Genomic DNA, 26,085 nt, shown 5'->3' with positions numbered 1-26,085 from the left:
CATGAAACTAAAAACACAGGTACACGCAAATGAAGGATGCCAGGACCTTACTGTTACACGCGAATTTAACCTGCCACTGGAGTTTTTATTCAAAGCTTATACTGATGCAGAACTTCTAGCGCAATGGATGGGCACAACCGTCACCAAGCTCGATTGTCAACCCCATGGAGGATACAGATTTGAGACTCGTGATAAAAATGGAAATGTGGTTTTTAGTGCCAATGGCACTATTCACAAATTTGTCCCCAATAAAACCATAGTAAGAACCTTTGAAATGGAAAACAGCCCCTTTGATGTGCAACTGGAATTTCTGGAATTTGAATCGCTGACGCCGGAAACTAGCAAACTGACTATGCATATCGTATACAGAACAATAACCATGAGAGACCAAATGTTGCAGTTACCTTTTGCGCAAGGCATCAACATGGCCCATAACCTACTTGAAGAAATCTTTAAAACTAATAACTATGAATAAACGTCACTCAATCATTTATTGGATTGCTACCGTATGGCTAGCTTTAGGCATGACATCTACAGGCATCGTTCAGCTAATTGGCATGAAAGAAAATGCTGACGCGATGCAACAGTTAGGATATCCCCAATATTTATCGCCTATATTAGGAATTAGTAAATTGTTGGGAGTAGTAGCCATCCTGATACCACGCTACCCCATCCTGAAAGAATGGGCTTATGCGGTTTTTTTCTTTGTGATGTTGGGAGCAATTCTTTCCAATATCGCTGTAGGCAACCCAGCAAATCATGTATTCGGCCCGGCATTACTTTTGATTTTAACTATTATTTCTTGGTATTTCAGACCTGCTAATAGGAGAATAACATTCTAAGCTGATAAAAATATGCCTATGAACCCTAAGGTAGATTTCTATTTCGACAAAACCCGTCCCTGGCAGCAATAAATCGGGCTATTAAGAAAGCTGGTTTTGGATTGTGGCATGAATGAAGAACTAAAGTGGGGATGCCCCTGCTATACTTACGGGAAAGCTAATATTGTACTTATACATGTGTTTAAAGAATACTGTGCATTACTATTCTTTAAAGGCGCATTGTTGAACGATCCGCATAACCTGCTTATTCAACAAACTCCTAATGTACAAGCGGCTCGGCAATTACGATTTATCAGTACAAAAGAAATTGCCACTCAGGCAGATATCATCAAGGCTTATATTTATGAAGCCATTGAGGTGGAAAGATCAGGCCTAAAAGTAACTTTGAAGAAAACGGAGGACTACCCTATTCCGGATAGTTTTTCAGAAAAAGTTAGCAGCAATGCCGCATTTAAAAAAAGCCTTTGAATCTTTAACTCCAGGCCGACAAAGAGCTTATCTCTTTTATTTTTCACAGCCCAAGCAGCTTAAAACACAAGAAACAAGGATAGAAAAGTGCATTCCGAAAATTCTGGAAGGTAAAGGTCTACATGATTAGGACCTGCATTTTTCTATCCTTATAAAATTACTTTTTGAACTCAAAAATATTATTTAGTAGCGCGGATTACACCTCGAATGTATCCAATAGACTCTGCAATACCCATAAAAGGATTATCCATATTACGTTCGTGTTCCAAGCTTACCATACCTGAGTATCCGGTTTTACGCAACATTTTTACAAAGGCTGGAAAGTCAATAATACCGCGCCCCACCTCTACTGAATAACCGAGTTTAGTATTCCCGGTAACATCTTTTAAATGCATATCATAAATACGTTTATGATATTTTTCAAGATCTTTAACCGGATCCTTACCATTGCGCGTATCGTGCCCTATATCCAAACACATACCGATACGGGAATCCAGATTTTTTATATGCTGCCATACATCATCTGCATCGGGATATAATGCAATATCGGGGCCGTGCATATGAATGGCGTATTTCATATCATACTCCTTCACCTTTTGATTTACATAAGGCAACAATTCGTGATTAGGCACTCCCACTATCAGCTTTACACCAACCCTTTTTGCATACTCAAAAGCGGTATCAACAGCACCTTTGGTTTTCATATAAATAGGCCCCACCGCATAACCGGTAACCCCCTTCGATTTTAATTTTTCATGAAATGCGGCAATCTGCTCATCAGTACTATTTAAGGGCAGATGAAAATCCTTAATACAGAGATAATGAACATCGGCACGCTCCATCGTCTCTAGTGTTTTATCCAAATCGAATTTTACAAAAGTGTATCCTGCCATACCAATCTTAAACTTCTCGTAAGTATCTATCGGAGGTTGAGGGGCAGGTCTTTCCGATTTTTGAGCACTCGCACCCAATACTAACAAACTTGCAATCGCGATTAATATTTTCTTCATATTCTAAGCTATTAAGGCTACGAATATAATAAAAGCCATCCGCAATGGAATGGCTTATTGTCTTTTTGATAATATTAGCGGCTATCAATCTTTCCCTATCCAATACTCCTTGGGTGGTTCTGCACCTAGCAAGTGTTTTACAAAATAGTCCCAACGTCTGCGCATCATATAATTGTTGTACTCTCCGTAACCATGTCTAGCACTAGGGAAAATAATGAGATCAAAATCTTTATTTGCTTTCTGTAAAGCTTCCACCACAAGCAAAGTATTGTAAGGGGGTACATTATCGTCCATCATACCATGTGCCAGCATCAATTTGCCTTTAAGGTTTTTTGCATAATTCTGATTAGCCTGAGCCTCATAATCGCTATTTTCAACTAATCCGTTGTAACGCTCACCCCAATCATCTTCATAGTTACGGTTATCATGATTACCCGACTGAGCCACACCCACCTTAAAGAAATCAGGGTATTTGAACATGGCTGCGGCAGTAGCGAATCCGCCGCCACTATGTCCCCAGATGCCCACACGTGTTGTATCCATAGGATAAATAGCCGATAGCTGACGAATAGCTGCTATTTGATCAGGCAAAGTATTTATAGCCATATTGCCGTAACTCGCATCATGGAAACTCTTAGAACGATACGGATTCCCGGTACCTTCTATCACCACAACGATAAATCCTAGTTCTGCCAGCGCCTGATTATCGCCTCTGGATGCAGAGAAACTCCAGTTCCCTACACTACCACCCTGCGGTCCGGGATAAATATAATCCACCACTGGATACTTTACACCTTGCTGCATATTGGTAGGGGTAAATACTAGGCCATAAATATCGGTGACCCCATCTGCAGCCTTTACCTTCACAGGAATGGGAGGTTTCCATCCATGAGCTTTGAGACGCGACACATCAGCTTTTTCTAATGCTACTACCAATTCGCCTTTTATACTTCTATAATTAGCTACCGGTGGCACATCGGGTTGAGAGTATACATCTATAAAATATTTTCCCGATGGAGAAAAAGTAATGGTATGATTACCCTCTTCAGGAGTTAATAAAGTAAGTCCCTTCCCATCAAATCCGATTTTATACAGATAAGCAAAATAAGGATTACCCTTTTCACGGCCATGTCCGGTAAAATAAAGCACTCTATTTTTCTCATCCACACGAAGCAGTTTTCCCACTACCCATTCTCCTTTTGTGATCTGATGTTTCAACTTACCGGTTTTACTATCGTACAAATACAAATGGCCCCAGTTGTCTCTTTGGGAATACCAAATAATTTCACTGGTTTTGGGAAGATACCTCCAGTTGATGGCACCACGCCCTGACTCGAACTGCGTCTCCACCACTTCTTCAAAAACTTCGCGCACCTCACCGGTTGTTGCGTTAGCAATACGCAGTTTGGCACTCTTATGATCCCTCGATGTAGATACAAATGCTACTTCGGAGGCATCCGGAGCCCAGTCTATATCAGCTAAAGAGCCATTACTGGATATATCATCGCCTAAAGTGGCACGATGCGGATCAGGGGGAATGCTAAGAGGGATTACTTTGGCAGCATCCACATCAATGATTACTCTTCTCATCATGATGATATGCTTATCTCCTGGTAAGGGATATTTCCACTTCTGCAACTTGGGAGCCCCCACATTGGTAGTTACTAAATACATATCATTTACATTGCGCTGATCCTGCTGGTAGGTAATAATTTTTTTCGAATCGGGCGACCAGCTTACTATAGGCGCATCACTATGTCGCCAACCGGCATTGTCAGTAGCATAACCATAGTTTTCTTCACCATCAAAAGTGAGTTGTTTTTCCTGCTTTGTAGCTATATCACGCAGCCACAAATTCCAGTCTCTAATAAATACTTCCTTTTTGCCATCAGGAGACACTACGGTATTGCTATTTCTTCTACGCGCAAAAGGCGCTTGTGTTTCGGAACGTGCCTCTGTAATTTCAATTTTGGTTTTCTTTTGCGGATCTACCAGATAAGTTTTATTTCCTGCACGATATCTAAATTTATCATCCTCTAACCAGGAAGGATACGGATGATACCAATCTACATATGCAGCTGTTTTAGAACTTAGGAATTGCTCCGCTCTTCGATAATCTGCTTCTGTAAGGCGCTGTTGAGCACTTGCAAGTTGCCATATCAACAGCATGGATAATAACATGCCGATTCTTGTCATAGGTGATTTCTTTTGGATAAAATTATCCGCTTTCTAAGTATTTCCCAATGAACAAGCAATAAACTTGATAAATGGCAAACTTTTTAAAAAATGAAAGCCGCATGGTGGCGGCTCTCATATATAATAAGCAAGTAGCTTTAGCTTCTTAGGTGTTTCATAATAATAGCAAAAAATAAATATACAATATTTTATTTAAACCCACTATTTACTTATTTATTTGAAAATCAGCTTAAACGCTTACGCATCCCCTCTACCTGCTGTTGCAAATTAGCCACCATATTAACTAGCTGGCCAACATCCCAATGATGGGCGGCGTTGGTTTTGGTTATAATATATTGGGCTTCCCATATCTCAAGAATCTCTTCCACATTAACTGTGTATGGTTTATAGGCGGGATTGTCGCTAATCAGCGTGAGTTTATTTTTTGTCTTGGAATTCTTCTGAATACGTTTGTACACAATACCTTCATTTCGCGACACAATAATACAAGCCGTATTATTTTTGATCATGTCGAGGGATTCAACCTTTTCTCCCACAATAACGGATCCGCTTGGAGTAGGCAGCATAGAATCGCCGGATATTTCGAATGCACGATAGTTACCTCCGGTAACCATAGGTAGGGTGAACGTATTCAATTCATCAATAAATTCATGATCGGCATAACCTGCCAGATATCCGGCTGCAGCCTTAACGGGCACAAAGGGGATCTGGGTTACCACCGGTGCTAACTTCAACGCACGACGTTTGGCCAGATAGTTATTGCTACTAGACTCCGCACTTAAATCTTTTCTGAGCATATCGTCTAGGGTGAGCCTGAACATATCGCACACTGTCTCCAATACTTCAATCCTAGGCTCAGCGCGTTCCTCTTCATAAGCTCCAAGAAGAGAACGCTTGATGTTAAGCTTTTTTGCGAACTCGTCCTGAGTCCAACCGCGAAGCTTTCTTAAATACTTAAGATTCTTGTTAGCTACCGACATGGCTAATATTTTTAGTGCAATTTACTAATTTTTTTATCAATATAGCAATTTTTCATGTCGGTAGCTTTCTAGCATCTACACCGCTTTCACATCCTTTACATCGTAATTTACGATATCCTGTATGTACTTATTGAGTACTAAAAAATCAAATAGCGGCCTTACGTCTGGTGATACAGGCATATTCTTTAAAGTCACCACCTCATTGGTTTTCTTTCTTAGATAGGGATACGCATATAGTTTTACATTTCTGCTAAAGAGATCGCTGATATATGCCAGCAACTCGTGAGCATAATTGGGACCGTATTTTTCCGAATTAAAGATGGTACAGAGATTAGAAATATTTGTAGAAATACCAACACTACGAGGTTTGCACCGGGCAAGATATTGTGCCAGTTTATTATTGCGCTTAAAGTTGGTAACGATTACATTATTACCGGTAGCGCACAACTCCTCCGCCCTGCGTGCGAACACCTCCAACCCTTCCTGCCGCTCGGCATTATCATCTTGTAGTGGATTGCTCATCAATACCTCGATCAATACTACCAAATTGCGGTCATCCACATTTTCCGAGGCCTTAAACTGCTCCACCGCCCTATTAAACAAATCGAAGTTAGGAATAGATTTCTGCAAATACTTGGTACGTAAAATCATTATATCCTTTTTGTAAAGCAGATCTTTTGCCTGCGTTACATTTCCGTTAGGATCAAAAATGGCGGCACTGGAAAATCCCTTTTCGATAAGATAAAGATTTACGAGTCTATCATTAGTATGTTTGAAAGCCGGACCTCTCAAACTAATCATATCTATCTCAACCGAGCCAAAGGATAGATTGTCTGCCAGCGATTCTACCAATAATTGCACATCATGATTGTAATAATACGCCGCGTACACCAGATTTACACCTAAAATGCCTAGTACATTTTGCTGAATACTGGAGTCGCTATCCAACAGTCTCACGTGAAAAATAATATCATTGTACTCCCCACCTGGAGTCAGTTGAAAACGCAAGCCGATCCATCCATGGGCTTCATTGGTCTTACTATAGTTTAGCGTGGCCACAGTATCGGCAAAGGCAAAGAATGTTTTACCCTCGTATTTTTCACCACGCAGTCGCTCAGTGAGCAAATCATATTCATGTTCCAACATTTTTTTCAGGCGAGAACGACTTACGTAACGCCCATTCTCTTCTGCACCATAAATCGCATTGCTGAAAGCCATATCATAAGCCGACATTGTTTTAGCCACCGTACCGGATGCCGCACCGGCTGTAAAGAAATTACGAGCCACTTCCTGCCCGGCACCGATCTCAGCAAAGGTTCCGTAAATCAAAGGGTCCAGATTGATTTTAAGTGCTTTTCGTTTTGTTTCGAGTATTTCTCTTACCATAGGTCAAACGTACAGAAATTTCTAATACTTAAAATACACAAAAATCATGAATTACAATTCCGGTTTTTAAAACTACAAGTGCTTTAATTCCCGACTCCTGTCTTCATCATATAGGATACAATAATTAAACATAAATTTGCTCTATAAGTTTTACAAAAAAATAGATAATATTTATAATATATGACCTTACAACAACTAGAATATCTGTTAGCTGTAGATCAGCATCGGAATTTTATGAAGGCTGCTGAAGCTTGTTTTGTGACACAACCCACCCTGAGCATGCAGATACAGAAGCTAGAAGAAGAATTTGAAACCAAAATATTCGATCGCCGAAAACAACCCATTGTACCCACTACAGCGGGAAAAGAAATTATAGAGCATGCACGCAACATTATCGTTGCGGCAAATGAACTATCCTTTTATGTACAGTCACTGAAAGGCAAGATGCGCGGGCAATTACGTGTAGGGGTGATTCCTACACTAGCGCCTTACCTGCTACCGCTTTTTATTCCCTCCTTTACAAAAAAATATCCGGACGTAAAGCTGATAGTACAAGAACAGACTACGGAAGTCATCATCAACATGCTTAAAGAAGGTAAAATAGATGCCGGACTATTGGTCACTCCTGTGAACGAAGCGGGCATTACCGAACATATTCTTTTCTATGAAGAACTGATGGTATATACGTCCAAAAAGAATCATCTATATCATAAACAATATCTACTGCCCAAAGACATCGACCCCAGTAAATTATGGTTACTGGAAGAGAGTCATTGTTTTCGCTCGCAAATCATTTCCCTATGCGAGCTGCAAAAACAGAATAGCGAGTTTAACAATTTCGAGTATGAAGCGGGTAGCATAGAAACACTGAAGCGAATGGTGGAGGTGAATGACGGTGTTACTATCATTCCTGAGCTGGTAACATTGCATATGCCTAAAAACGAACTGAAGGCTGTGCGTTATTTTAAAAAACCTGCACCAGTACGAGAGGTAAGCCTGATTGTTTACGGCAATTTTGTAAAGAAAAAACTTATTGAAGTACTGAAAAAAGAAATACTAGCCTCACTTCCGGATAAACTAAAGAAGAATGAGAAAAAAAACATCATTCCTATTCAGTAATTACTTTTCATAAACAATATTCTTAAGCAGTACATTAATACGTTTCTTAGAGAGCAGGTCTGTCAGTAATACACCTTTTTGTTTATCCAAATCAAGCAGCGTAACGTCATGTCCGTAGCCTAACTTAAAATATACTCTATCATCAATAATCCATCCTTGCACACCGAACGAATATCCTTTAAAAGACAAGCCATAATTTGTAGTCTCGAGATCTTCATCCAGTACAATGGTAACCATATCCCCGTCTCTGAAGTTTTTCATTTTCCCCTCAATATGCGCTAACACATACTGCTCTTCCTTAACGACGGGTGCTTTTTTATCCTTATTTTTTGCAATCTGCTTCTCGATAGCGTTAATCATATCTGGATCTACACTATCATCCGCTTCCTCTTGCGGCGCCTTTCCAGCAACCTCGGCACTGCTGAATATATTGTATCCAAACTTTGAATTGTACAACTCCGGATACTCAAACAATTCCTTTACGGCAATAATCTTATACACATATAAAGCAGTCTCGGGATTTAGCTTCATAGTGAAATAATTACTGCCTTGCTTTCTTACTGCATCCAGAATATTCCCAATACCAAAATTATAAGCGGCAATTGCCAGGGGCCAATTTACCGTTCCGGCAAGTTTTCTTAAATTCAGATAATTATCACGTATTAATTGACAAGCTACCCGTGTAGCTTTATCAAAATTTTCCCGCTCATCCACTGCTGCACTCACCTGCATACCATATCCCCGGGCTGTTGCCGGCATAATCTGCCAAATACCTTTTGCCCCTACTCCCGATTCTGCCTTGGTCAAAAAACCACTCTCCACGATGGGCAGATATTTTAAATCAGTTGGAAGCCCATAAGCTATTAAATACCGCTCCACCAGCGGTAAGTAAATATTAGCCCGCTGCCTCAAGGAGGGCATATTTACCACCCGTACCTGTTTTTTGATAACATTGATGAGCTTATCCCTTACAAAATCCTGATCAATAGGAACTGGCTCTCCACAGAAAGTAATAATATGCTGACCTTGTGCTGCTCCTCCTATTAATGCAATTCCAATAACACATATGTAGAACAACCGTTTCATTGCCTGCGTAGTCTATTTATGCTTACGCCCTTTTTTCTTTTTAGTTCCTGATGATGGACTTTTATCAACATCCTCTTTAACATCTAACGACGCATCGGTATCCTTACCGCTTGCTTTGCTTTCTACTTTTGCCTGCTCTGTTGTATAAACATTGCCTGAAATAACTATAGTGGCACTTCCTTTTTCCTTACGTCGGTCTTCAATAAATAATACCAGACTCTCATCAGGAACCACATTGGGCGACCGGGTAGCAAAAACAAGATACTGTGTGTTACCAGGACGTATAATAGGAAAGAAATTAATATAGGTGAGATAGCTACATTTAATGAGCATCTTGGCCTGATTGTTTGCATCGTACCAGTACATATATGTCTTTCCCAACAGAAAATCCTCATCTGTATTATTTACGACCTTTAATTTATAGTAGGTATAAATTTCTTTGAATACAATATTCTCTAACGTAATGCTCACACCCTTATTGATTAGATTATCGGCGGCTATATCCAATTTATCGGGAATATCAGTATTAATTAAGGAATCAGCATTTCTAAAGTGGTACAGCGTATCAGCAGCAATAAAGAAATCCGTATTTACCATAGCCATCTGCCCCGGCGGATAATTGTATACATCAATTCCAAATTTACCGTAGCGCTGCCACAGCCCCACTTCTGAGTAAGCTTTTTCGGCTTCCTTACGCTTACGCTCCTCTTCAAGCTGCGTAAGACGTTCCTGAGCTGCTTTTCTTTCTGCTTCTTTTTTGGCAAGTTCTTCTGCCGCCTTACGCTGCTTTTCTTCCTCTGCAGCCTTTCTACTTTCTTCTTCTTTTTGTTTAGCTAATAAAAACTGTTTTTCTTTTTCCTCGGCCTCCCTTTTAGCCTTGGCTAAAGCTTCTGCCTCTTGTTTTTGACGCTCCTCTTCCTTTCTTCGTTCTTCTTCCACTTTCCTCTTGCGTTCTTCGGCCTCTTTTTCCTTTTCCTGTTGAGCACGCACCATTTCCGCTTTCTTGGCTTCAATTTCTTTTTTACGATCCGATTCTTGCTCCTTATCCATCTCAGTTTCATCACTGCCTTTGGCCATCATCTGCTTTTGCTTTTGTACAAAAGCGCGCAACTCTTTCAGATTGGAATGATCATACCATAAAGGGGGTCTACTATCATCATTAATATTATAAGTAGGATCAAATACAATACGAAACATATGACTACGGCCCCCTTCGTTTACAATCATCGAAGTATTAGGCGCAGTTTCATGTTCTTTATTAAACTGAATAGAAATCGATTTTTCTTCGCGACGCTTCGGTATATAATATTCGTAGGCCTTATCATCGGCAAAACTTATATTCAACACCTTGTCGGGAAAGTTGATAATAGTAATGCTCTCCTTTCCTACAATGATTTTCTCACCGTTTATGTTCTGCGCATATCCTGCAATAGATATAGATATAAACAGTATTAAAAGATAATGCTTCATTGTCTCATATTTAGTTTTTGAATCATTCAGCTGTCATAAACGGTACTCCAATTGGTACCATCAGTCTCCTGCTGTCCTTCCATCTTAATAACAAAATTTTTAGCCGGGAAATAGGGTTTGATATGAATGTCAAGATGAATTTTATCGCGCTGCATGGTATCTTGTTCAAACCTATTAATACTAAAATTTTCAACCAACTTTCCATTTCCTGATATACTATCCAAAAATTTCACAATCTGCCCCATTAATTCTTTACGAATATTAGCATTGAAATTCTCAAAAGCTCTCCGATTCAAAAAATCCATCAGAACTTTTGTTACATAATCAAACACCCGTACTACAGAATATACCTGCAAACCCAAATTATTTCCATTAAACAATGTTTTGGAAGAACAAGCTATTACTTTTCCAAATTGTTGCATCATGGGTACAAGATGCATACGCTCCAATACAGCCGCCTCACTTTTTTTAAGCGGAAACTTTACTCCTTCTACTCCTTCTACAACTCCAAACTTAGGACCCGCAGCAGGCTGGCTCATTAACAAATCATACATTTTACCGGCAATAGCTCCTGACGGAGGAACATATAGTGGATCTTTCTCGCCTATTTCATGATATATTCTTCGAGCTACCAGCCAGTTACAACACATCATTACAGCTGATTTATGCACATCGCCACTGGCATGCCCCGACATATTGAATACCTCCATCACATCATCTGCATCTTCCAAATTTTCAAAATCAGTAATGATTAGTACTTTATTCTCATAAGCCACTTTAGCCCATTTTTCCACAACCGAATCAGGCCCTAGGTAACCGGGCAACACCAATAGACTATAGTTATTACTTAAGTCAACCCTGTCGTAATGCATCTTTAACTCCTCTGCTATACTATCTGCGAAATGTGTAAAATCGGGTTCCCTAATGTGTTGTGGTTCGCAATTAATGAAGGAAATATTAGCTATTTGTTCCTTACCGGCATTTTTAAAGAATAAGGACAGATTACGATAGGACCTCTCAAGCGGTCGAAGTTCATCGAAGACCTTATAAAGATTTTGATACAATAATATTTCCTGCTCAGCTGCTTTTTCAATACAATATGCTTGTTGATAGTTTTCGGAAGACAGTACTTCTTCCCATACTTCGAGTTGAGCTAACAAATCAGCTCGGGATTCTTTCAAGGAATCATCATTCAGAAAAATATCCTTACGTGCCGGTCGGCTGGGATCTAGATTAGCTATTCCGGGTATCAGTTGCTCGAGATAATGGATCCCTCCTATAGACTTCAGAAGTTCATGAAAGAACACGGTGGTCGGGTCTTGATTCACCAAATTCGGAGGAACTGCATTTTCAGAATATGTTTGTAATGATTCACTCATTTCCTTATTCTTTACTAATCATTCGGGTTAAAAGATCCGATACCTTCTGATGGGCTGGATGGTATATGACTGCTTTGCAGCGAGGAAGATGAAGTTGAAGCGGATGATGACGAAGATGATTCCGAACCGGGCCAAGACTTTACTAACGATGTTTCAAATCCACCGTCGTCAATCATTATTTCTCTGCAGGATACTCTGAACTCTATTCTCATAAAATTATCGTCAAAAGCATCAAAAATCTCTTTATAATACACACAAAACGCACCATTAAAAGCTACTTTTCGTATTACACGCCCGTTGCGATCATAAAACATAGCCACACCATCAGATATATTTTTTCTCGATAGCATCCAATGTATAAGCTGAATGTCGTTAGAAGAAGACTCCACAACAAAGTTGATGATGCCGCCATCTGGGGATCCACTAGGATATCCGTAAGCATCTACCGGCTGAAAAAAACTATAATCCATGTGTACGACGCGCCACTTCTCGCCACTATCAGTTGAGCCTAAAAGCAATTTACCAGTTATAGCCATAGTTATTGATTATTTTGAAGTTCTTTAATAGCTGTTTTTATGCATTGCAGTAATCCCTGCTTTGCTTCAGAGTTTTTCAATACACCCCTCAATTTCTCATTAGCTCCAATTAAATGAGCCAGTTTCATATACTCCCCCCTCCTTATCTTTAATTGTCTCAATGTTTTACTTTGCCTGATGACACCCTCAATATCAAAGTCCTCTATGGCATTAAATTTTAAAACCTCAGACTTGCCCATACCCGAATGTGTTTGCAGTCTTACCTCAACTTTCGGGCGGTAATGAGCGAAAACCTCCTGAATCGTTCTCAACCCATGGACGATTTCAGGTCTTACTGGAGACTCATGAGTAAACTTTCCTACAAAAAGTGTTCTGTTTGCAGGCATTTCATTAATAGTCTCCGCTGCGGTTTTATTTCTATGTATTTCTGGTTCCATGGATATTCATTTAGTCATAATTTACAGGCATAGTTAATATAGCTGACCCTTCTGTCAGGTAATCTGCGGCGCCATAAGCCTTCAATCGCTCCATAGCCTGATGAATACACTGTGTGGGCCTTTGCTCATGAGGATGCCAGGTATAAGGATCCCGAATTGTTATTTGCACCCTTACTGTACGTGGACGGCGTACTGCGCGCAGATAGTAATCCCTCTCATCGGTTTCACGATTGTCGAAAGGATTATAATCATCAATTAAACGCCAATGCACCTCATCAATATTGCCGTTAGAATTCAACCAGTCTGTAGAGTCATAATCCCTTTGACGGATAGGTGGTTCCACCCCATCATCTACTCCACGACCGATAATGCTTCCTGCGTCCCAGCGTGGATTTGCTCTTAACTGTGCGTTAATCATCGAAAAAATACGCTCCTGTATACGAGGATTGGCTAAAAACAGAGCTCTCACATCTTCTTCATAGACTGCCCCATTACCATAGCGATAGTGCATTATATGCCGCAACGCATTGGGCTGGGGATCTACTACCGTCCAGCAGAATACAATGTGACCGAATACCACTTCATCATTTCTTGCAAAACATATAATTTCTGATAGCCCCCTAGCTATGCTAATGTCTTCCATAACTTAACGTTTCTATACTCTTATGCTGCTGTTTCTTTTTCTTCTAGTTGTTGTACCGGCTGCACATCATCCTTTTGGGTTGCGCTGCCCTGATATTCGTTTTTTTCTAGATTATAAAAATTCGTATAGCCGATGCTTTCCATATAGTCCAAATAACCGGTCTCCTTATCAATCGTATATAGTATCTCTCCATAAGGCTTTTTTAGCATAATGTTATGCCCGTTATAAATAAAATAAAGACTATTGGCATCCTTGTGAATGGGATAATTATTTTTATTCAGATACCCTTTCACACGATTTAGTTCTTCATTAAATCTGCTTAAAGACTTCTTTAGACCAGGCTCTTCTTCGGTACCCTCATCAAAATCAAAATTCCCTTTGATACGTCCCATCAAACTCTTTAATGGATTAAAAGCCGCGTCGGCACTGATTTTATCCAAAAAACTCTGTGCCCCTCCCAAAGGAATGTACTGTAGCAATGTTGCATAAAATTTTTTCTTCGAGGGCATCATAGGAAGCAGCATGGCAGTAATAACATCAGCCACTTTTTGTCGAATTTCAGGAGTTACATTCTTATTATTCAAATCGAGATCCCCCTCCTTCGTAGCAGCTGCTATATTATCCTTACAAGTGCTAATCATCACACTGGCTTGATCATAAAATATTTTTTCTGCGGATGAAGCTATAGCATCCGGGGATTGTGATTGTTGGGATTCTTTCTGCTTGCGTTCAATTTCTTTTGCTCTTTCAATTACTTTTTCTATATAAGAATCTACAGGCAAGGTTTTAATTTGCACATCTGCAGGTTGCAAAATTTTCTTTACTCCTGTTCTTTCTACAATTTTATCAAACAACTGAGCTGTGGTTTCGCTATCGAATCTAAACAGGCTTAACATCGAGGTTAAATGATCTACCAGTGGACAAAGGAAGTTGAACAGTTTAGCAATATTAATCCTCGATGTATCTAACGAAGTCCCTTCCCGAACATTTTTCAATTCATCAATAAAGGCTTCTAAGCGTTGCACACTTTTGGAAGGAATCTGATCCATTCCATTGAGCATCTCTCCAAACTTAGGTAAATCCGGAGGTTTCACTAAACCGGGAAATGCATTCACTACTGTCTTAACGGCCTCTATACATTCACTAATCAGAGATTTAATATCATCTTTACATTGCTTAAGTTTATCAATATTTCCCTTATTATCATGTCCAGTACCAAACCCATCAATACTCAACAGTCTGCCCAAGGTTGCAACCAGCTGTGTTTTTATTTTTCCTGTAAACACTGAAAGAAGATTACTGTTGCATTCGGCAATGACCTTTAATAGTTTATCGTTAGGTTCAAAATATGAGATAGCGTAATGAGTAAGATCGTAAGCATTTCCGAATGAATAAATTTTCCCTTTACCCCTTAAAGCTGCCTCCCTATCAAATACATGGGACTGCTTATACAATGGTGTAGCGATATAAATCACAGATTGCACCCACCATTTTTTCTTGAAATCGGCCTCCTTACACAACTCCTTAATACACTCATTGGCTACATTGCCGCCTTGTCCTAGTCCTACGAAATGAAAACAGGCGGTATAATCCTTCCAAGCGCTTATCTTGCTCTTTATTTCATTGCACAATTTCTTTCCTTCCTTCTTCCGACCTTCGGCATCATCGGCATCAAACTCAAAGAGCACCACCTCGTTATCCGTATTCAATTTATTGGCCAGCTCCTCTTTCATCTTTTTAATATACTTATCCCACTCGCTGTAATCCTGAAAATAATTATACTCCTTATCCACCTTTTTTCCCGGCTCCTCTTCTTCTTTAAAAAACAAATTAACACCTGGGATGGAAGATGCGGCATTTTCCACTGCAGAAGCGACACTGTCCACCTTTGAGGTCACACCTCCAAGCATAGTATCAGCCCCCACTATACCGGCCGGCATATAGCGGACAAATACCAGCATCTGCTTTTTTTCATTAATCTGATATGTCTGTTCTGTTTGTGTGCCGCTCATTCGAATATTTGTATTTTAACAAAGCTTAAATAGCATGACATTGTGTTACAAACAGCCTTCCTATCGTTTAAAACGCACTCTACAATCGGCCTTTGTATATCCCGATATCGTTTCCGTTTCTCCATTGCTATTTGTCTTGCCTTCATGTATCTGCCCATCGGGAGTTTCAATTTCATATCGCACCCCCTCCATAGGTCTATTTGCTTCGTCGACAAGGGAAAATTTCGCTGAGAAATCTTCTCTCTTTGTCCTAGCCGCATTGTCGCTACCGTCTTCTGCTGCTTTCTGCAGCGATTGAGAGTTAGCTACCTTCTGTGCCTGCTGTGCTCCCATTTTACCCACAGTGGAAGGATCGAAAGCTCCGGGAGCAGCAGCTCCACCACCGCCTCCTCCTCCGGAACCGGTATCACCTATCAATACCGTAAAACACCCTTGTACAATGGTACCCCCATGAGCTGTAGTATCCCCCATTCTGGCAGCAGGCATACCTCCAATGAGCACGGTGCCACTACCGCGTATAATTACATCGGGAGGCCCTGTACAGGCACACATAGTTCCCATCGTTGCGGCGGGCAAACCCTGAATCAGTACAGTGGGCACACCGGCAGGCAGTACGGGTCCGCCCACATGTGGTACTACCCCGTTTACCACAGGGCATACATGCATATCTCCTACTCTTGCTGCTGGTTGTCCCATAATATTTTTATTCTATAAAAAATCTTCTTTTTCTTACAGGCGGCTTTTCCGATTCCTTTTGCTCTGATTGCTCTGATTGTTCCGATTCCTCCGGTTTTTGCGCTAATGAAGAAGCGGATGCCGGCGTATTTATTGTTACGACATTATTAGCATTCTGTTGCGACAATACTATCGGCGGCAATACCTCCGATTGCAAAACTTGCATAGCGGTGGGCACATAAAATTTTCCAGCTTGCCATTTAAGAAAATATTCAGGTTGCTCACTTTCGGTATAAAAGCAAGAAAAAAACTCAAAAAACTGCTGTCTTTTCTTTTCTTCCCACTGCGGCAGATTGCGTAATAACACTCGCGCATCCCATACTCTGAAAAAGGATCTATCCGACCCGGGCCACTGATAAATATAGTATTGAAGAAATCGACATACCTCTATCAAAGGTTCTTGAGTTTCCAATAATATCGAATGATCAAGCTTTACGAAAGGATCCTGCTTTAATTCGAAACAGTTATCTTCCATTACAAAAAGATAAGGAGCCGCATCCCAGATAGTTTCATCCTCAGTTTCTGCAAATAGTGAAATATATTGTGTATAATTTCTTAGCAGTTGCACCAATGTGTAGGTACCGTTTAACGCTGTATCGTAACATAAATACTTCATCCTTCATCCTTCATTAATTAATCAGAACTAATGCTCCTTTTACAGCTGTTGTCGCATTCCCCTGAATAGAAGTCTGCACTCCTTTTACTTCAGTAATCTGGCCTTCTGCTTTAAAAGAAATATCACCTTTAAGCTCAACGTTCATTGCTTGCACTTTACAATCTCCAAGAGTAGAAGACACTTGTAGTTCCTGCTGTGCTTCAAGATTCATCTCGCCACTAGCCTTAACATCGACCTTACCTCCGGCCCTTATGTTTACATCCCCATCTGCCTGAATATTAATATCACCCTTTGACTTCATTTCTATTTTGGGACCATCTTTAAATAAGCGAAATTCTGCAACCATCTGCCCTCCCGATCTAAGGCCTAAACTCAAATCCTCTCCATTATGAAGAATAATAACACTGTAATTATCTGAATCCTGCGTTGATTGTATTGCTGCCTTTTGTTCGTTATCATTCAGCACTAGACTGACGACGTTTTTAGGTGATTGATTGAAGCTGTCAGCTATAACAAGCACACCTTCATCATCATTTATATCTAGCCGTCTTCCGCTGCGCGAACCAATACGTTTAACGTGATTACCTACTTCTGCAAGTCCCGGAAGATTTCTTTGCGTGTAAACTGCACCACTCACGAAAGGCAGCTCTACATTATTATCCCAAAAAGACACCATTACCTCATCATCTACTTCAGGCAAAAAACGGAACCCTCTATCCCTGCCGGCATGAGGCACCAACATGCTTATCCAAGGACTTTTTTCCTCCGATCCCATCCACGGGAATCTAACTTTGACACGCGCTAATCCAGCATCATCTTCGTTATCGGTAACAATAGCAGGTTGAGGTGTAGCCCTAGTTATGATCAAGGGATTCGTATAAGGCGGTACCGGAACTTCGGCCGGAACAGCCGTAAATGAATTTGAATAATTAGCAGGATTACCAGAGGAATGCGTAATGCGAATAATAATATAATCTTTGCCTTCCGCAGATGAGTTTTCCTTTATTTTAATAGTTCCCCCGACACGTAATTTACTATTTCGGGTGCGCCCCGTAATTTCTACTGCAGATGCAATGATAGCTTGCTGCTCCAGCCTTAATTTATCAGAAACAACATCCTGATTAAATCCTGATGGAACATACAGGCTACCTGGTTCTTCCTCGATAGCTCTAGAACCTGCCTCCTCCGAAGCCTGGAAGATAGGATTATCAGGAGCGGTTTCTCTTGTATTTACCTCTATTACTTCGCTCCTGAATATATCAGTAGTAACCATCCCCTTAGGACTACGCACCAATTGTGCGCGAAGATCCAGATTGGAAATATCGCCAGGCAATGTTAGCTCCACGATCTCATCTTCGGAACGTTTTCCAAATTTCAAATGCTCTCCATCATAGTACATCCATTCCCCGAAACGAATGGCCAAATAACACAAAAACTCAAAAAGGGTTTGATGATACTGAACAATATAATGCAATTCTTTGGTAGTAGAGGGATCTTTTTCGATGCTATATTTAAGATCAGAATGTTTGAAGGCCTTATCAATAATATCAGAAAGCGTCTGCTTATAATAAGACTTACATACTTTTAACTCATCCACCTTACAAAAAATACCTTTCCCCGAAATTTGAAACTCGTGATATTGTTCATCAATCATGGTAGAGTTTACCTCACACACAATTCCTTTAAATGTATGATTATTGTTTCCATCTACATCCTTAAAAGCAATGACAACATCCTTCCCAAGAACCCTTCTCTTAAAATCAATAACACTACTAAGAATATCTTCAGAAATTGCAGGTTGCAATGAAAAACTAAAATGATTTACATTTAGCAACTCTTCATGCAACTGCAATGAAGAGAATACAATTGGCCTATCCTCATTATAATCCTGAATAACAACTTCAACATTGGTAAATAAAGTACTTTCAGGCATATGCTTTTATTTTTATATACTTCCAAGGATACAGCGGAAGTAGGAGCGGTAAACATTTTCTCAAGTGAATACGGGCCTACAACTTTCATTTTCGAAGTACCCTAATTGATGATGTAAATTTAGACCATCCGCAACCTTTCCTCCATCACTAAAAATAGTGATGGAAGGGCTGTACAGTTTAGTATAATTTTGAAATCAAACTAAAACATGAAGGAAGTACTGAATAAATCTCTTTCAAAAAGCGATGAAAAATAGCTCAAATAATCTGATAACCAACCCTCCATTTACTGCAGAAACATTGTTTGTTTCCCTGCTTGAGGCCGGATTAGATACAGAGCAAATTAAGGTACAGCATAATGGCAGTTTCAAAAGACGTTACAGCCAGGATGTTGAAATGGTAGAGATTGACGAATGTGACAATAAATCAAAGGCGCTGATTAGCCTAAATAGAGATGGGTTGTATGATGTACTTCCCGAAGGATTATTTCATCAGACAAAAGGTTCTAGTAGAGTAAATAGCGTAGAGGGAGCGGTAGAGGAACATAAACAGTATAAAGAAGAAGAAAAATTTGCGCGCAAATTTTTCGCACCCTTAGAGCAAATGCTGTTTTTGTATAAGGCAATGGCAGAAAATGCCGAACGCAATATTTTACGTGATTTGCAAAATGGAAAACTCAATAGTTCTTTTTATAAGTTTTGGAACATTAGCGAAAACCTTCCCACAGCGCCAGCTGCGCGCTTATTGCGTTTAATGCCATACGCCTCCTTAATTAAGGGAGACAGAGAAAATACTGAAGCTGCGCTTAGTTATTTACTAGGCAAACCTGTGTGTATAACAGTAAATGAGCAAATACAAACAGAAGTTTTTACCGATACACGCAGATTAATCGATATGCGGTTGGGAGTGGATACAGTAATTGGTGCGTCATGCAGAGAGGTGCAGGTGATCTGGAATTGCACAATCAACGACATTCTTCATTCGGAACTGGAAGCATTTGCACCGGACATGGCAATGTATAATATCCTGAATCGCTTCACCGAGATTTTTATTCCTCTGGATGTAGAGTTAAGATTCGACTTTTTACCAGCGAATCAATCCTTGGAAGAAACTTATAGTAATGTATTGGGAGTAGGTTGTTATCTATAATCCCCTAAAAAAACGGATAATATGGCTTTGAAATTTTTTCTGATTTTTGCCGGAGCATTTTTAGCCTCCTCGGTGGTAGTGATGACACTAATTAAACCACTGAGCAGCAGCTTTGGCAATTACGGGAAAAAACCGTGGATTTTCAATTTTGTATCATCAGCAATCGCTTCCGGAGTAGCATTCGCCTCTACCTACCTTACCCAAAATCAGTTTATCTCCTTTTGGATTTTATCTACAACATTCTTACTCTTTGGCATCGTCATCGTATTGATGGTTCATAAAAAATATTTTAAAGTACGACACGATAATCGCACCAAGCAGTTTTTTGCGGAACTATTGTTTCATATCTCAATAATACTACTAACGGTAGCCATTTTCTCCTCATTGCAATATTTTCTAAAAGACAAAAACTTCATGTACTTTCCCATGTTGTTATGTCTTCTTTTTTTACTGGTTCCCTTTTTATTACTACACACTTTTGATGCGGCCTTCGCTATCCCACAACCGGTATATAATTTTTGGCGATACCCATTACACCAACCCATAGAACTACCCGAAGAGGATGAAAATGAACGTTTATACGTAATCGGCTTGGAGATACCTAAGAAAGTATCAGATCTACAACGGACCTATTTTACCGTAAAAGCTCCAGAGAATATGCCACTAGGGGAACTTTTTTATCACTTTATCAATGATTATAACGAAATCCAGAGCGAAAAACCTATATCATATGAAACAGAGGGAGAGGCGCATGAGTGGACTTTTCGCACTAAACCCAAATGGTACAACCGCTCCCGAATCCTGAATCCGGAGCTTAGCATAAAATATAATAAAATAAAAGAAAACGCAGTTATTATCTGCGAGAGAGTGCCATAATACATAACTAAGCAAATATGGAAATGAGAAAAGATTATCCACATATTAACTGGACCGACGGTATGAAGCTGAATAAGGACCTGTTCATTGCACAGGACAATGCTCATACCGCTACAATGCACAACCTGATATCATCGACCCTCTCGCCCGTACGATATGGCTTACTCCCCGATGAAGACAACTTTAACGTTGAAATAGCCGTTGACAACCAGAACACCGCCAGAGTAAGTATCATTTCCTGCAAGGCAATCACTAAAGGCGGTGTATATATCAGCATTGCTCCCTCCCCTTCTAGCGAACAGGGAGAAAGTGTTCTATCTTTTTCGTTAACGCTGCCTTCTACGACAAGCGACACCTGGTGGGTTGCATTAACGGTTCAGCCCTACGAACGCATTCCATATGGCACAATTGACCCCACAGAAAATCCACCTAGGCATCCTTATGTAAAGCCGGTATATAACGTGCAGCTTGTATCAGATCATGAGTTCCATCAATATGCATATAACCCTTATGCATTAATTATAGGAAAACTCATACCCACGGGAAGCGGATTAAGAAATGATGAAGAATATATTCCTCCCTGTATTAGTACAAATGCTTTACAGGATCTAATACAACTACATGCAGAGTTGGATGTGTTTTTATCGAATCTAGAGCAAGCCTGTTCACAAATCGTTCAGAAAATATACCGCAAGAGTCAGCAAAATGAACTATCCGAGCTAGCTCAGTTTTGTTGCGACCGTCTATCTCTGTATCTAGGCAAAGCGATAACTGATTTTCGGTGGTTTTATCTCTATGAATCACCAGTTAAAATGATTAGTGACATTGTAGGGCTCGCCAGAGTACTAAAAAATACTATAGACCTGCGTATTGGCTCCGGTAAAGAAGAGCTAATGAATTATCTGAGTGAATGGAGCGAACTCAAACAAGGAGAACTGGAAGCACTACTGACTCAAATGGCCAGCATGAAATATAACCATAATGACATAAATCAAAATATCATCAATATCATTCAGTTTGCAAAAGTAATAGGCAGATTATTTACAACGCTCAGTAATCTTGAATTCATCGGCAAGAAAAAAGAGGCCGGCATTTTTGTGAAAGAAGGATACATCAGCGAACCAGAGAGCAATACAGCTCCCAAACCGAGAAGAAGATTCTTCGGCTAGTATTAGCCTGACTGCCAATCATAATATTTGAATTAATTGAAATGATTATAAAAAATTAAACATGAAACCCTTGAATGCTCAGGAACGATCCAAAGCTTTTGTTCGATTCTTATTGTTTTTCATTTTAACCTTACTGGTTATTGTTACTGCCGTATTCTTTGGCATGAGAATCCCATATGCAGAAAATGAAAAACTGCAACAACAATTGGCTGCTGTAGGCAAAGAAAATCATTTTAGAGACGATTTCACTACTGCCATGACAGAAGCACAGGAGCTTTTGGAATCGGTGAATATGGATCCGCAAAAATCAGGACTATTGGACGGACGTATCACACAGAAGATTCAGGAAATGGATGCTATGGTTTCCAAAAGTGATATTACTTCTAAGCGCTTATATACGCAGGTGATTAAAATATTAACGGATGCACAATCGGATAAAAGAGGTTTGCGTGCTGCTAGCAATAAAGACTCGGTAGTAGCTATGTATAATTTACAAATACAGGAATTGAAGAATTCTCTTGCAAAATGGCAAGAATCATATAACCAGTTACAGATGCAAAACCTGATATTAAGACAAAGACAATAATTCATAATAAAGCATAAGTTATGCACCGTTCTATTTCTAAAAGATGGGCTGGACTCGACTATAAAGTATGGATATGCTTTATCATCTCACTATTGCTGTCGGCAGGTTTACTTGCATACAAAATATTCACTTATGTACCCTGTCAGGATTTCAGCATCATAACCTCCAGTAATATTAAACACCCTGAAGCTCAGAATACCCAAACTTTCTATGTAAACGAACAAATCACATTTACAGTATCCATAAGAGATACAAAACAATCAGTAACTTGGGATTTTGACGACCAGTCAACCTCTCAAAAGGGTGCAACAGTTACACACACATACCTAAAAGAAGGATATTATCTGATCAAAGCCATTCTCAACGGCAAATGCATACAGTCCCTTAACATCAGAATAATTCAAAGCAATACATCTACACTCAATACTATTCCTGCTGTAAACCCCATCATATCCGCAGACATTGTAACCGTAGGTGATGAGGTTGTATTTAATAGCACAGCAGCAGGAGCGAATTACGAGTGGAGTATTGAAGAATTACCTACAGAACCCAAGCAAATCACCAGTCAGGCAAAATTCATTTTTACAAAGCCTGGAAATTATACTGTAGCATTAAAGATTGATGACAAAGTATACAGAAAAATTATTCAGGTAGATGATATACTATCTACCATCGGCACAGGGGCTGCATTACCGCCTGTATCCAAAGCAGATCTTCCTCCAGTACCTCAAGAACCATTGCCCCCGTTAGTTGAAGATCTTCCCAAAGAAACACCGAAAGAAATGCCAGTAGTCAAGCAAGAACCTGAGCCGCCCGCAAAAACGTATGACCAGTTGCCTGAACCAGCCATTAAAGCAATGATCCAAGGCGTGATAGACGGCAAGAAAGACATCGAAGATTTCAACAATATTCTTTGTAACGGTGCAGGCACCAAAGTGGTAGCGAATGATGAAGCCACTACTTTCGCAGCACTTTGCAACGAACTTAAAGAGAAAAAAGGAGTATTAATGCTCAAGAAGAAAAGAAAGATAGAATCTTTCAAAGTTGTTCGGGATGAAACTTCCGGTAACTGTGTAAAGATCATCTATATAAACTATAAGTAAGATGGCCCATATTACATATCTGAAATTGCCAATACGTTTTAAACAGTTTTTTGAAAATAAAAAACTACCATCTTGCAATTTATTGGACTCAGTATATAGAAACCTTCATTTACTTATCACTACCATGCAAGGCGAACATAAAAACGACCCTTTGTATGGATCGCACTTCTGGGAAAGCGACTATGATACGCATCTTGCCAATGATGTTCGTAGGGAAATGATCATCAACAGTCTAAAGACTCAAATAAGCTTATATGAAAAAAGAATTACTGAGGTTGCTGTTGATGTAAATGTACGATTATCAAATGCGTTCTTGGATGGCATGGAAATACAGAAAAAGAAAATTGAAATCGTTATAAAAGGGAAAATAAAAAGAAGCATGGAGCCTTTTACATTCATGACAGGTTTCTTTATCAGCCCCTATAACCTAGATTAAACTATACCAGCATATAAATCATTCAATTCATGAAAACAGAAAGCAGGGAGCAGATAAAAGACAGATTAGTTCGGCTAGCAGCTGAACAATGGAATCTTGATGAAAATGAAATAGAAGCCAATTTTGACCCCTTATTAATTCTAATTTTTGATGCGGTAGCAGGAGAAATTGAACAGATCGGCTATCGCATTCGTGATATCCAGAATAATCTGCTTAACGAGCTTTCTTCCTTAATGCTGCCGCAATCGCTACTGAATGCGAAGCCTGCTTCCTGTGTTCTTACTGCACGCCCCAATGGTGATACAGCAATATTAAAAAGCGAAACCAATTTTAGCACAACTGTAAGAGTAAGTCGGGCTGATGAAGTAGCAAAGGATGCCGATATTACTTTTACCCCTATAGGCGAGACCAAATTAATCAATGTACAACTGAGCCATATTCGTATTGGTGGGAAATTATACAGATGTGACAACAGTGGTAAGAAAACCTTGATCCACGATGAAGGGAATAATCTCATGTCGCATGAAATTCATTTTGCATTGCAGACTAACGGCTCTGTAAACTCGCTTGCCGGCTTGCAGTTTTTCTTTGATTTAAAAGGTCATTCTGAAGCTCACAACTTTTACTTCACCTTACGTGAAACACAATTACTGATTAACGGTAATCCTACCCCCATTGATATGGGGTATTATAAAAATACTCAGTACGAAGCAACTTTAAAAGATGTTTTTAATAAAGACAGCGATTACTCTTTAAAACTACAGCGCGAAACAGCAGCTATTTATCGCAACCAGTTTATCACGATTGATGAATCGGCTGATCCTATAAGTACTAATACAACTCCACATCCGTTACTAGAAAATCTTCCAGAAAAACTGCAGCAAGAAATTCACACACCTAATGTCGTATATGGCACTTTTCAATTAGGTCGACCTTTTGCTCCAGAAGTAACAGAGCGTTTACAAATAGTTGCAAACGCATTTCCGGCAATCAATCGTAAACTGGAAAAAATTTACCATAAAACAGAAAAATGGCTCAATATTATTCCATTGCTTATCCATGGAAGTTATCTAGACATACACAGCATTGAAGGCAGCAACGGAATGAAATATCGCTTACAGTCTGCCCATTATGATAATAAGGTAGAAGAGGGCGAAGCAATTATACGTGCTGCTCGTATCAGCAAAAGCAGTAGCGCCGATATCCGCAATGCACTCAAAAGCCTAACAGAAGCCATACGAGATGAAAGTGCTTATTTCAGCCGAATCAGTAATGATTTTATCAGTTCCCGCTTAAACGAGATTTCGCGTATCCTTAGACGATTAGAAGATCAAATTCAATTATCTAAAGATGAAAAACCTTCCTTCAGGTATGTTTTGCTCCGATCCAAGAACCCCGGCGAAACCGTTCAAGTATCCTACTGGAATACATCACCACGGGAGGCCGGATTTGTGAAAGCCCATTTACAGTTCAGGCCTTTTCAGCACAGCCTCACAGAGGTTTCATCCTGCTACTCAGTAACTACTGCTATTGGCGGCAGAGAAACACTAAGTGATTATGCACAAAAGCAAATGCTTGTACGACAACTCACCTCAAAAGGCAAAATCATTAGTGTGGAGGATATACGACTATTATGTTTTGAGCTATTCGGCCCGCAATTGAAAAAAGTAGCTGTACAGAAAAGCATGCATGTACTGCCCGGTAAAAATTCAGGATTCTCTAGATTTATCGATATACAATTATATCTATCAAAGCATAATTTTAGTGATAACGAAGTCGCTTATTTAGAAAAGCAACTTCGCTATCAACTGGAAACAGAGGGCTGCTTTGCTTATCCCTTTACAATTACCATAAAGGAAGCTAAGGAGTAACAAACATTAATTATACACCTTCTTAAATATCATCTCTACAATATTAAAC

General features: G+C 39.7%; 26 protein-coding genes. 12 read left to right on the top strand and 14 right to left on the bottom strand.

The features are described 5' to 3' along the window. The first annotated feature begins 1 nt into the window (after position 1). The 4 genes from V2H41_RS04505 to V2H41_RS04490 all read left to right on the top strand — a co-directional run bounded on the left by V2H41_RS04505 (position 2) and on the right by V2H41_RS04490 (position 1,440). The gene (locus V2H41_RS04505) at positions 2-475 is read left to right on the top strand and encodes an SRPBCC domain-containing protein (protein WP_330973937.1); all 474 of its coding nucleotides are present in this window, start codon (positions 2-4) and stop codon (positions 473-475) included. Continuing rightward, complete coding sequence (locus tag V2H41_RS04500) at positions 468-842, top strand: DoxX family protein (protein ID WP_330973936.1); 375 nt, start codon at positions 468-470, stop codon at positions 840-842. Before V2H41_RS04505 ends, V2H41_RS04500 begins: the two co-directional genes overlap by 8 nt. Before the next feature lie 108 nt (positions 843-950). Continuing rightward, positions 951-1,310, top strand: a complete 360-nt coding sequence (locus tag V2H41_RS04495) for a YdeI/OmpD-associated family protein (protein WP_330973935.1) — start codon at positions 951-953, stop codon at positions 1,308-1,310. Continuing rightward, the gene (locus tag V2H41_RS04490) at positions 1,285-1,440 is read left to right on the top strand and encodes a YdeI/OmpD-associated family protein (protein ID WP_330973934.1); all 156 of its coding nucleotides are present in this window, start codon (positions 1,285-1,287) and stop codon (positions 1,438-1,440) included. Before V2H41_RS04495 ends, V2H41_RS04490 begins: the two co-directional genes overlap by 26 nt. 49 nt (positions 1,441-1,489) lie before the next feature. Here the strand turns inward: V2H41_RS04490 and V2H41_RS04485 are convergent, their stop codons facing one another. From V2H41_RS04485 to V2H41_RS04470, 4 genes are all read right to left on the bottom strand, one after another. Next, positions 1,490-2,320 carry a sugar phosphate isomerase/epimerase family protein gene (locus V2H41_RS04485; RefSeq protein ID WP_330973933.1) on the bottom strand — a complete coding sequence of 277 codons (831 nt, stop codon included), beginning with the start codon at positions 2,318-2,320 and terminating at the stop codon, positions 1,490-1,492. An 84-nt stretch (positions 2,321-2,404) separates the two neighbouring features. Beyond that, the gene (locus V2H41_RS04480; RefSeq protein WP_330973932.1) at positions 2,405-4,516 is read right to left on the bottom strand and encodes a S9 family peptidase; all 2,112 of its coding nucleotides are present in this window, start codon (positions 4,514-4,516) and stop codon (positions 2,405-2,407) included. A gap of 224 nt (positions 4,517-4,740) precedes the next feature. Further along, a complete protein-coding gene (locus tag V2H41_RS04475) occupies positions 4,741-5,496 on the bottom strand; it encodes a LexA family transcriptional regulator (protein ID WP_330973931.1) in 756 nt (251 codons plus the stop codon). Between the two features lie 75 nt (positions 5,497-5,571). Continuing rightward, entirely contained in the window at positions 5,572-6,882 is a 1,311-nt protein-coding gene (locus tag V2H41_RS04470; protein WP_330973930.1) for a hypothetical protein, read from the bottom strand. Between the two features lie 180 nt (positions 6,883-7,062). On the opposite strand from V2H41_RS04470, the gene V2H41_RS04465 reads away from it, so the two are divergent. Beyond that, positions 7,063-8,001, top strand: a complete 939-nt coding sequence (locus tag V2H41_RS04465) for a hydrogen peroxide-inducible genes activator (protein ID WP_330973929.1) — start codon at positions 7,063-7,065, stop codon at positions 7,999-8,001. Here V2H41_RS04465 and V2H41_RS04460 read toward each other — a convergent pair whose 3' ends face one another. Genes V2H41_RS04460 through V2H41_RS04415 form a run of 10 tightly spaced genes read right to left on the bottom strand, consistent with a single transcriptional unit; the run spans position 8,002 to position 18,848 of the window. Then, positions 8,002-9,087, bottom strand: a complete 1,086-nt coding sequence (locus V2H41_RS04460) for a lytic transglycosylase domain-containing protein (RefSeq protein WP_330973928.1) — start codon at positions 9,085-9,087, stop codon at positions 8,002-8,004. It abuts the gene before it with no gap. Positions 9,088-9,099: 12 nt separating this feature from the next. After that, complete coding sequence (locus V2H41_RS04455; RefSeq protein ID WP_330973927.1) at positions 9,100-10,557, bottom strand: cell envelope integrity TolA family protein; 1,458 nt, start codon at positions 10,555-10,557, stop codon at positions 9,100-9,102. 26 nt (positions 10,558-10,583) lie between these two features. Continuing rightward, positions 10,584-11,936 carry a type VI secretion system contractile sheath protein TssC gene (locus V2H41_RS04450; RefSeq protein WP_330973926.1) on the bottom strand — a complete coding sequence of 451 codons (1,353 nt, stop codon included), beginning with the start codon at positions 11,934-11,936 and terminating at the stop codon, positions 10,584-10,586. Positions 11,937-11,950: 14 nt separating this feature from the next. Beyond that, entirely contained in the window at positions 11,951-12,472 is a 522-nt protein-coding gene (gene tssD, locus V2H41_RS04445) for a type VI secretion system tube protein TssD (RefSeq protein ID WP_330973925.1), read from the bottom strand. A gap of 2 nt (positions 12,473-12,474) precedes the next feature. Beyond that, positions 12,475-12,909, bottom strand: a complete 435-nt coding sequence (locus tag V2H41_RS04440; protein WP_330973924.1) for a type VI secretion system contractile sheath small subunit — start codon at positions 12,907-12,909, stop codon at positions 12,475-12,477. A 10-nt stretch (positions 12,910-12,919) separates the two neighbouring features. Then, on the bottom strand, positions 12,920-13,552 hold the full coding sequence (locus V2H41_RS04435; protein ID WP_330973923.1) for a hypothetical protein: 633 nt from the start codon (positions 13,550-13,552) through the stop codon (positions 12,920-12,922). Between the two features lie 20 nt (positions 13,553-13,572). Further along, positions 13,573-15,564, bottom strand: coding sequence for a hypothetical protein (locus V2H41_RS04430; RefSeq protein ID WP_330973922.1), 1,992 nt, complete (start codon positions 15,562-15,564; stop codon positions 13,573-13,575). A 60-nt stretch (positions 15,565-15,624) separates the two neighbouring features. Next, positions 15,625-16,260, bottom strand: coding sequence for a PAAR domain-containing protein (locus V2H41_RS04425; RefSeq protein WP_330973921.1), 636 nt, complete (start codon positions 16,258-16,260; stop codon positions 15,625-15,627). A gap of 7 nt (positions 16,261-16,267) precedes the next feature. Then, positions 16,268-16,915: a DUF4123 domain-containing protein gene (locus V2H41_RS04420; protein WP_330973920.1), complete on the bottom strand. Its 648-nt coding sequence runs from the start codon at positions 16,913-16,915 to the stop codon at positions 16,268-16,270. Between the two features lie 13 nt (positions 16,916-16,928). After that, positions 16,929-18,848 (bottom strand): type VI secretion system Vgr family protein, encoded by a 1,920-nt coding sequence (locus V2H41_RS04415; protein ID WP_330973919.1) that lies wholly within the window; start codon positions 18,846-18,848, stop codon positions 16,929-16,931. 244 nt (positions 18,849-19,092) lie between these two features. On the opposite strand from V2H41_RS04415, the gene V2H41_RS04410 reads away from it, so the two are divergent. From V2H41_RS04410 to V2H41_RS04380, 7 genes are all read left to right on the top strand, one after another. After that, complete coding sequence (locus tag V2H41_RS04410) at positions 19,093-19,995, top strand: hypothetical protein (protein WP_330973918.1); 903 nt, start codon at positions 19,093-19,095, stop codon at positions 19,993-19,995. A gap of 21 nt (positions 19,996-20,016) precedes the next feature. After that, positions 20,017-20,871, top strand: a complete 855-nt coding sequence (locus V2H41_RS04405; RefSeq protein ID WP_330973917.1) for a TssN family type VI secretion system protein — start codon at positions 20,017-20,019, stop codon at positions 20,869-20,871. Between the two features lie 17 nt (positions 20,872-20,888). After that, positions 20,889-22,040, top strand: a complete 1,152-nt coding sequence (locus V2H41_RS04400) for a hypothetical protein (RefSeq protein ID WP_330973916.1) — start codon at positions 20,889-20,891, stop codon at positions 22,038-22,040. Positions 22,041-22,101: 61 nt separating this feature from the next. Further along, positions 22,102-22,626 carry a type VI secretion system TssO gene (gene tssO / locus V2H41_RS04395; RefSeq protein WP_330973915.1) on the top strand — a complete coding sequence of 175 codons (525 nt, stop codon included), beginning with the start codon at positions 22,102-22,104 and terminating at the stop codon, positions 22,624-22,626. Between the two features lie 20 nt (positions 22,627-22,646). Then, positions 22,647-23,729, top strand: a complete 1,083-nt coding sequence (locus V2H41_RS04390) for a PKD domain-containing protein (RefSeq protein WP_330973914.1) — start codon at positions 22,647-22,649, stop codon at positions 23,727-23,729. Position 23,730: 1 nt separating this feature from the next. After that, a complete protein-coding gene (locus V2H41_RS04385) occupies positions 23,731-24,165 on the top strand; it encodes a GPW/gp25 family protein (protein ID WP_330973913.1) in 435 nt (144 codons plus the stop codon). A 29-nt stretch (positions 24,166-24,194) separates the two neighbouring features. Beyond that, positions 24,195-26,036 (top strand): hypothetical protein, encoded by a 1,842-nt coding sequence (locus V2H41_RS04380; RefSeq protein WP_330973912.1) that lies wholly within the window; start codon positions 24,195-24,197, stop codon positions 26,034-26,036. The last annotated feature ends 49 nt before the right edge of the window (positions 26,037-26,085 follow it).

It is taken from the genome of Niabella digestorum, assembly GCF_036409055.1.
GTDB classification, from domain to species: Bacteria; Bacteroidota; Bacteroidia; order Chitinophagales; family Chitinophagaceae; genus Niabella; species Niabella composti.
Note: the sequence above shows the minus strand (reverse complement) of the source record. Positions and strands in the feature narration are given on the sequence as shown.